The organism is uncultured Sphingomonas sp. (assembly GCF_964244235.1).
Lineage (GTDB): Bacteria > Pseudomonadota > Alphaproteobacteria > Sphingomonadales > Sphingomonadaceae > Sphingomonas.
This window is the reverse complement of sequence record NZ_CAXTII010000104.1, coordinates 1-8,025: the sequence shown is the minus strand read 5'-3', so window position 1 is coordinate 8,025 and position 8,025 is coordinate 1. Positions and strand designations below refer to the sequence as shown.

The following is an 8,025-nucleotide window of genomic DNA, read 5'->3' as shown; positions in this document are numbered from 1 at the left end:
GCTTCGCACCCGACCGCGCCTGTTCCAGTTCCTGGATATCGACCGCGAAGCCCGCGATCCCGCCGGTCGGCAGCGGCACGTCGAACACATGCAGCGATCGCCGTGCACCGGCAATGGTGACCGGCACGATCTGGTCGTGCGGCCGTCCTGCCTCGCGCGCGGCCGACGCCCCCGCCAGCGGCCCGCCGCGCCCCGATCCCTCGACCAGTTCCAGCTGCCGCGCGACGGCATCCGCTGCACCGCGCCCCTCGACCGCCTCGACATAGGCCGAGTTCACCATCGACAGTTTCAGGTCGGGTTCGCGGTACCACATCGGCATCGGTGCCGCCTCGATCAGCCCGGTCAGCGCATCGAACGCAGTCTCCAGCCGGACATTGTCCGCGGACAATCGCGCGATCTCGGTCTCGCTGTCGGTCGCGTCGAACGCCCAGATGACGACGCCCCCCGCGCTCGCCATCGCGCTCGGCGCACGCTGCCCGCGCAAGGTGATCGCGCGCGCCGATCCGATCGGGCGAACCGCGCGGACAAAGCTCTTGCCGGTTCGCTGCGCCGCCGCGACATCGCCGGCGACCGTGGCGGCGTCCTCCGGCGTAAGCCCGGCATTGCCCTGCGCCAGTTCGCGGAGTGCCACGGGCGCGGCGGCGAGCCCGAGCCAGTCCGCCATCCGCTGCGGCATCTCGACCCGCCCGTCCGCCCGGACGATCGTGGCGAGCGCAGGCGCGGCGCGAAGCATCGCATCGAGCCGGGAATTGTCCACCGCGACAGCGGCAGCTTCCGCACGCGCGCGCAGGCCGACGAACAGCATCGCCCCCGCGCCGACGATCGCGACGAACAGCACTGCCCCCGCCGCCACGGCAGCGGCGGTTCCCAGCAGGATCATATCGGGAGGTCCGGGCGGTTCATCGCGGCAGGTCTAGAGCGATATGGTGCGAGTGGGAATTGGGATTGGCGATCCAAGCCGTCATGCCGGGCTTGATCCGGCATCCATCCTGCCGCGAATCCGCAGGCCATTGGTTTCGCCGCACGATGGACCCCGGCGCGAGGCCGGGGTGACGGAGTATGCTGCTGCAGCAAACGAAAAAGGGCCCGACCTTTCGGCAGAACCCCTTCGCGCTACCGATCAGGCTAGGATCAATACCGGTAATGATCCGGCTTGAACGGCCCCTCGACCGGCACGCCGATATAGCCCGCCTGCTTCGGCGTGAGCTGCGACAGCTTCACGCCCAGCTTTTCCAGATGCAGCGCGGCAACCTTCTCGTCGAGATGCTTGGGCAGGACGTACACCTCGTTCTTGTATTTCTCGCCAGCGGTCCAAAGCTCGATCTGCGCGAGCGTCTGGTTGGTGAAGCTCGCCGACATCACGAACGAGGGATGCCCCGTCGCGCAGCCAAGGTTTACGAGGCGGCCTTTCGCCAGGATGATGATCTGCTTGCCGTCGGGAAACTTCACCAGGTCGGTGCCGGGCTTCACTTCGGTCCAGGCGTAGTTCGACAGCGCCGCGATCTGGATCTCCGAATCGAAGTGTCCGATGTTGCACACGATGCTCATCGGCTTCATCGCCTTCATGTGATCCGCGGTGATGACGTCGGCATTGCCGGTTGCCGTCACGAAGATGTCGGCGCGCTGCACCGCCTCTTCCATCGTCACGACCTCGAAGCCTTCCATCGCCGCCTGCAACGCGCAGATCGGATCGATCTCGGTCACCATCACGCGCGCGCCGCCGTTGCGCAGCGACTGGGCGGAGCCCTTGCCGACATCCCCGAAGCCAGCGACGCAGGCGACCTTGCCGGCCAGCATCACGTCGGTCGCGCGGCGGATCGCATCGACCAGCGATTCCTTGCAGCCGTACAGATTGTCGAACTTCGACTTCGTCACGCTGTCGTTCACGTTGATCGCGGGGAACGGCAGCTCGCCCTTCTTCGCGATCTCGTACAGGCGGTGGACGCCGGTGGTGGTCTCTTCCGACACGCCCTTCAGGTTCCTGACCGTCCGCGTCAGATAGCCCGGGTATTTGGCGATATACGCCTTCAGTGCGCGCTGGAACTCGACTTCCTCGTCGTTCTCCGGCTCGCCCAGCGTCGCGCCGGCCTCGAGCTTGGCCCCCCACAGCGCGAACATCGTCGCGTCGCCGCCGTCGTCGAGGATGATGTTCGCGGTCTCACCGTCCGTGTCGGCACCCCAGTTGAATATGTCGCCGACATAATCCCAATAGTCCGCGAGGCTCTCGCCCTTTATCGCGAAGACCGGCACGCCCGTCGCGGCGATCGCGGCGGCGGCATGGTCCTGCGTCGAGAAGATGTTGCACGTCGCCCAGCGGACGTCGGCGCCGAGCGCGGTCAGCGTCTCGATCAGCACCGCGGTCTGAATCGTCATGTGCAGCGAACCGGTGATCCGCGCGCCCTTCAGCGGCTGCGCCGCGCCGAATTCCTCGCGCAGCGCCATCAGGCCCGGCATCTCGGTCTCGGCGATGTTGATTTCCGCGCGACCGAAATCGGCGAGTTTGATGTCGGCGACGACGTAATCGGTCTTCGCGCGCTCGAGCGTGGTGGCCACGAGGAAGTCTCCTGAAGGCATGATCGGCGGGCCGCGTGCCCGTGCCGGAAGCCCGCCACATAGGCGTCGATGTTGTCCAAATCAAATATAAAGATGTCTTTATATGTTGTTCCCCGCTCCGCCGAAGGGCAACTGTTCTCATGCGAACGCAGGAGCCCAGAGCCACGAGCGTCACGCTTGCTATCCCGTGCTCCTGCGTTCGCAGGAGCACGAGACCCGTCGATCCACGCTGGACGCCCCTCCCCAACCGGGTCCACAAGGCCCGGCATGAAGGTCGTCCTCCCCGCCATCGCGCGTTCGCTCCTCGTCCCCCAACTCCCCGAAGACCTCGACGTCCACTGGGTCGCAAGCCGGGAGGAGGCAGTCGCCGCCATCGCCGACGCCGATATCGCCTGGGTCGATCTGCCCCCGCACGGACTGACTCGGGAAGCCGTCGCTGCGGGCGGCAGGCTCAAATGGCTGTTCACCGCAATCGCCGGGCTGGAGTCGCTCGATCTGGACGAACTCGGCAGGCGCGGCACGATCGTCACTAACGGCGCCGGGATCAACGCGATCGCGGTCGCGGAATATGCGGTGATGGGCGTGCTGGCCGCGGCCAAGCGGTTCGACCAGGTCGTACGCGCGCAGGACCGTCGCGATTGGCTTGAATATGCGCCCGGCCGGATCGAGCTGTTCGAAACGAAGGCGCTCGTCATTGGATACGGATCGATCGGGCGCATGATCGGCGAGCGGCTGGCGGGCTTCGGTGTCACGGTGACGGGCGTCACTCGCTCCGGCCGCGACGATACGCTGATGCCCGACCAGTGGCGTGAGCGGCTGGGGGAGTTTGATTGGGTCATCCTTGCCGCCCCCTCGACCGGGGCGACCAAGGCCTTGTTCGGCGAATCCGAGCTGACGGCGATGAAATCCACCGCGTGGCTCGTCAACATCGCGCGGGGCGACATGATCGACGACCACGCGCTGATCGCCGCGCTGGAGGCGAAGACGATCGCGGGCGCCGTGCTCGATCCGACCGAACCCGAACCGCTCCCCGCCGATCACCCACTGTGGGACGCACCCAACGCCATCATCACGATGCACCTGTCGGGCCGCAGCCAGACGAAGATGTTCCACCGCGCCGCCGATCTGTTCCTGAAGAACCTGACCGCCTATCGCGCGGGCAAGCCCATGATAAACGTGGTCGATCTCGATCAGGGGTACTGACGAGGCACCGCCAAGCAGCGCTTCGTTGCGTCCGCGGCCGTTTTCGCGCAAGGAAACCGCCTTCCTTGCCACCACCGGACGAACGACATGGCCGCGACCTGGGCCCCCGATAGCTGGACGCATTCCGACGCCCGCCAGCAGCCCGATTATCCCGATGCCGCCGCCCGGACCGCGGCGACGGACACGCTTTCCACCTTCCCCCCGCTCGTCTTCGCGGGCGAGGCGCGCAGCCTGACCCGCGATCTGGCGCAGGTCGCGGCGGGCAAGGCGTTCCTGCTCCAGGGCGGCGACTGCGCCGAGAGTTTCGCAGAGCACAACGCGAACAACATCCGCGACACGTTCCGCGTCATCCTGCAGATGGCGGTCGTCCTGACCTATGCGTCGAAACTACCGGTCGTGAAGCTGGGTCGGATGGCGGGCCAGTTCGCCAAGCCGCGCTCCGCCCCGACCGAGGTGATCGACGGCGTGGAACTGCCCAGCTACCGCGGCGACAACGTCAACGACATCGCCTTCACCCCGGAGTCGCGCCGCCCCGACCCGCAGCGGATGATCCGCGCCTATTCGCAATCCGCCGCGACGCTGAACCTGCTGCGCGCCTTCGCGCAGGGCGGCTATGCGAACCTCCACCAGGTCCACCGCTGGACGCACGATTTCCTGGGCTCCAGCCCCTGGGCGAAGCGCTACCGCGAGACGGCGGACCGGATCGGCGAGGCGCTGGAGTTCATGGCCGCGTGCGGGATCGATCCCGAGACGGTGCCGCAACTGGCGCAGACCAGCTTCTACACCAGTCACGAGGGGCTGCTGCTGCCGTTCGAACAGGCACTGACCCGACGCGATTCGCTGACCGGCGACTGGTATGACACGTCGGCACATTTCCTGTGGATCGGCGATCGTACCCGGTTCGAAGGCAGCGCGCATGTCGAGTTCCTGCGCGGCATCGGCAACCCGATCGGCGTGAAGTGCGGCCCCAGCCTCGACTCCGACGCCCTGCTGCGGATGCTCGACACGCTGAATCCGAACCGCGTTCCCGGCCGGATGACGCTCATCACCCGCTACGGCTACGACAAGATCGAGGCCGCGCTCCCCCGCCTTATCCGCGCGGTAACGCGCGAGGGGCATCCGGTGGTGTGGAGCTGCGACCCGATGCACGGCAATACCGTGAAGGCGGTCACCGGCTACAAGACGCGGCCGTTCGATCGGATCCTTGCCGAAGTCCGCGGCTTCTTCGCGGTTCACCGTGCCGAGGGCACGCACGCCGGCGGCATCCATGCGGAGATGACCGGGCAGAACGTCACCGAATGCACCGGCGGCGCGGTCGATGTGACCGAACAGTCGCTCGCAGACCGCTATCATACGCACTGCGACCCGCGCCTCAACGCAAGCCAAAGCCTGGAAATGGCGTTCCTGCTGGCGGAAATGCTCAATGCGGAAATGGCGGAGCGCCGAAAAGCCGCCTGAGTTAACCCGGGGCCGGGGCGAGCCTTGACGCTTTCCCCCGCCCCCCATATGGACGCGCCTCTGCTGACGGCCCCTTCGTCTAGCGGTTAGGACGCGGCCCTTTCACGGCTGAAGCACGGGTTCGATTCCCGTAGGGGTCACCACCAGATTTAACATTTACTTCACAGCGGATGGCTGGCGTACGACAACGCTCAAGTCTCGATCATAAGTTCAATTTTGCCTTCGGCACTCTGTCGTACCGTACGAATTCATCATTTTCCAACCTTTTTCATTCATCGGCACGGATGGTTGGATTGGCCTGTGAGGAGATCGTATATGAAGCGCGTTGCAATGTTTGGCGCATTCGCGCTTGCCGCCCTTTGCCCGGTGACTGGCGCCTGCGCGCAGCAGGCGCTTGGAAGCGTAACCATCGGGGTGACTGGGGGAACCGAGGGTGTCGGACCGGAGCTATCCTATCGTATTGATCACCTGATCGGCGTGCGCGCGAACGCGACCTTTCTTGGCTTCGGCCACACCGTCCGTTCGGACGGGATCGAATATCACGGCCATGCCGATCTCCAATCGGGCGGCGTCATGCTCGACCTATACCCCTTTCGCGGCGGGTTCTTCCTGTCGGGGGGCGCGCGTCTGAACGGCAATCATGGCCAGCTAAGCGGAACGCCGACACAGAATACCCGCATCGGCAACGATGTTTTCACCCCCGCGCAAATCGGTACGATCTCGGGGCGCGGCGAAACGAAGAATTTTGCACCACAAGCTACGCTTGGTTATGTCGCTAAGGTCGGATCGCATTTTACGCTTGGCTTCGAAGCTGGCGCTCTTTTTCAGGGCGCTGTTCACATACAAGACTTTCAATCTGACGGCACGCTGGCGGCCAACGCCCTATACATGATGCAGCTCGATCAGGAACGTCGCAACGTTCAGAGCGACGTCGATGGATACAAGGTCTATCCGATCGCACAGCTTCGATTCGGCTATCGTTTTTGATCAGCATCTCGGGCATGCAGACATCGCCGGGGGTCGGCAATTACCGCGTTGGCGAAGCTCACGATGGCTAGTGCCGCCTATGCTCGGCATCACTGTCATCATCACGTGATGAACGGCGATAGCAGTCGTCATGATGATATGGGCGACCGTCACGATCGCCGTTAATTCGAAAATGGGACTGGTCGGCGCCAGCCCATTTTTCTTGTAAACATAATTGGTTTCCGGGCAATGGATTGATGCGCTGCCGAGACAGCAGCCGGAAGGAAATCGGCAGCAAGATATCAGAGAACAAACGTAATTATCTATCTAATTACCAGTTATCCTGGCTGGTTCCTGCTGCATCGACCATCCTTCGCTCGAAAGAGACTGCCGATCGCGCTATCCAGACAACGTGGACGACCCGCCTTCCCGTCAGCGCAAGATCATCCATATCGATATGGACGCATTCTTTGCATCGGTCGAGCAGCGGGACGACCCGGCGCTCCTAGGCAAGCCCGTCGCGGTCGGGGGGTCGCGGGCGCGTGGGGTCGTGGCGGCGGCGTCTTACGAGGCGCGGGCGTTTGGGGTGCGATCCGCGATGCCGTCGTCGAGCGCGATCCGGCGGTGCCCCGATCTGGTGTTCGTCCGGCCGCGGTTCGCCGTGTACAGCAGCGTGTCGCGGCAAATCCGGTCGATCTTCGCCGATTATGCGTCGCTGATCGAACCCCTGTCGCTTGACGAGGCGTATCTGGATGTCACGGACGATATCCGGGGGCTCGGCTCCGCCAGCGCGATCGCGGCGGAGATACGCGCCCGGATCGCGATCGATACCGGACTGACCGCGTCGGCCGGCGTCAGCTACAACAAGTTCATCGCCAAACTGGCTTCGGATCAGAACAAGCCCGACGGCATGTGCGTGATCCCGCCCGACCGCGGCGCGGCGTTCGTCGCGAGCCTGCCGGTCAAACGCTTCCACGGTGTGGGCCCGGTCACCGCGGCGAAAATGGCGTCGCTGGGAATCGAGACCGGGGCGGACTTGCGCGACCGGTCGCTGCCATGGCTGGAAACCCATTTCGGGTCCTATGCCGGATATCTGTTCCGGGCGGCGCGCGGCGTGGACGACCGGCCCGTGCGAAGCAACCGCGTCGCCAAGTCCGTAGGTGCGGAGCGGACGTTCGAGACCAACCTGGTCGCGCCCGAGGACCTGCACGCCGGGCTCGACAGGGTGATCGAGGCGGCTTGGGAGCGGATCGCTCGCGCGGGTATCATGGGGCGGACGATCACGCTGAAACTACGCCATGCTGACTTCCGTACGATCACGCGCGCTCGCTCGCTTGCTGTCCCGACGGGCGATCGTGCGGTATTCGCCGAGGCAGGACATGCGCTGCTGACCGCGCAACTGCCGGTGCCTGGTGGGGTGCGGCTGCTCGGCATGACGCTGTCGGGTTTCGGCGGCGCAGCAAGGGAGTCCGTCGAGCGGCAGCCGCGATTGCCGCTCTGACACTCCGTCGATACCCCCGTGGACGGAGTCGTCACATTCGTTTACCATATCCAGGGCCATTATTTCGGGCGGGGACATGACGATCGAACCGTGGTTCACCGGCGCGGTGGCATTGAGCCTGCTGGGTTACGGCGTGTATATCGTCGGGCTCTCGCGCCACCTGGTCGAGCCCAACCGCGCATCCTGGCTGATCTGGAGCGCGGCGACGGGCGTCGAGGCGGCGACCTATGCTGCGGTCAACCCGGGCGCGCCGCAAGCCTGGGTCTTCATCCTCTCGGCCTTGTGCTGCGTCCTCGTGACGGCGGCGATGTGGCGCCGGTCGCGCTGGCGCACGCCGACCCCTG

General features: G+C 65.1%; 5 protein-coding genes, 1 tRNA gene and 2 pseudogenes. 6 read left to right on the top strand and 2 right to left on the bottom strand.

Annotated features, from left to right (window positions below):
* Positions 1 to 880: pseudogene (locus ACFE7D_RS13245) on the bottom strand (histidine kinase); the annotation flags it as partial.
* A gap of 251 nt (positions 881 to 1,131) precedes the next feature.
* A complete protein-coding gene (gene ahcY, locus ACFE7D_RS13240) occupies positions 1,132 to 2,574 on the bottom strand; it encodes an adenosylhomocysteinase (RefSeq protein ID WP_375395885.1) in 1,443 nt (480 codons plus the stop codon).
* A gap of 246 nt (positions 2,575 to 2,820) precedes the next feature.
* On the opposite strand from ahcY, the gene ACFE7D_RS13235 reads away from it, so the two are divergent.
* From ACFE7D_RS13235 to ACFE7D_RS13210, 6 genes and pseudogenes are all read left to right on the top strand, one after another.
* On the top strand, positions 2,821 to 3,756 hold the full coding sequence (locus ACFE7D_RS13235) for a D-2-hydroxyacid dehydrogenase (protein ID WP_375395884.1): 936 nt from the start codon (positions 2,821 to 2,823) through the stop codon (positions 3,754 to 3,756).
* A gap of 87 nt (positions 3,757 to 3,843) precedes the next feature.
* Positions 3,844 to 5,214, top strand: coding sequence for a class II 3-deoxy-7-phosphoheptulonate synthase (locus ACFE7D_RS13230; RefSeq protein WP_375395883.1), 1,371 nt, complete (start codon positions 3,844 to 3,846; stop codon positions 5,212 to 5,214).
* 68 nt (positions 5,215 to 5,282) lie between these two features.
* Positions 5,283 to 5,357, top strand: a tRNA-Glu gene (locus tag ACFE7D_RS13225).
* A 172-nt stretch (positions 5,358 to 5,529) separates the two neighbouring features.
* A complete protein-coding gene (locus tag ACFE7D_RS13220) occupies positions 5,530 to 6,201 on the top strand; it encodes a hypothetical protein (RefSeq protein WP_375395882.1) in 672 nt (223 codons plus the stop codon).
* A gap of 391 nt (positions 6,202 to 6,592) precedes the next feature.
* Positions 6,593 to 7,681 carry a DNA polymerase IV gene (gene dinB / locus ACFE7D_RS13215; RefSeq protein ID WP_375395881.1) on the top strand — a complete coding sequence of 363 codons (1,089 nt, stop codon included), beginning with the start codon at positions 6,593 to 6,595 and terminating at the stop codon, positions 7,679 to 7,681.
* Positions 7,682 to 7,757: 76 nt separating this feature from the next.
* Positions 7,758 to 8,025 (top strand): annotated as a pseudogene (locus ACFE7D_RS13210) (SET domain-containing protein-lysine N-methyltransferase); the annotation flags it as partial.

What these genes read in the sequence shown, in the direction of transcription:
- ACFE7D_RS13235 (WP_375395884.1), top strand. Translation starts at nt 2,821, where the DNA reads ATGAAGGTCGTCCTCCCCGCCATCGCGCGTTCGCTCCTCGTCCCCCAA.
- ACFE7D_RS13230 (WP_375395883.1), top strand. Translation starts at nt 3,844, where the DNA reads ATGGCCGCGACCTGGGCCCCCGATAGCTGGACGCATTCCGACGCCCGC.
- ahcY (WP_375395885.1), bottom strand. Translation starts at nt 2,574, where the DNA reads ATGCCTTCAGGAGACTTCCTCGTGGCCACCACGCTCGAGCGCGCGAAG.
- ACFE7D_RS13220 (WP_375395882.1), top strand. Translation starts at nt 5,530, where the DNA reads ATGAAGCGCGTTGCAATGTTTGGCGCATTCGCGCTTGCCGCCCTTTGC.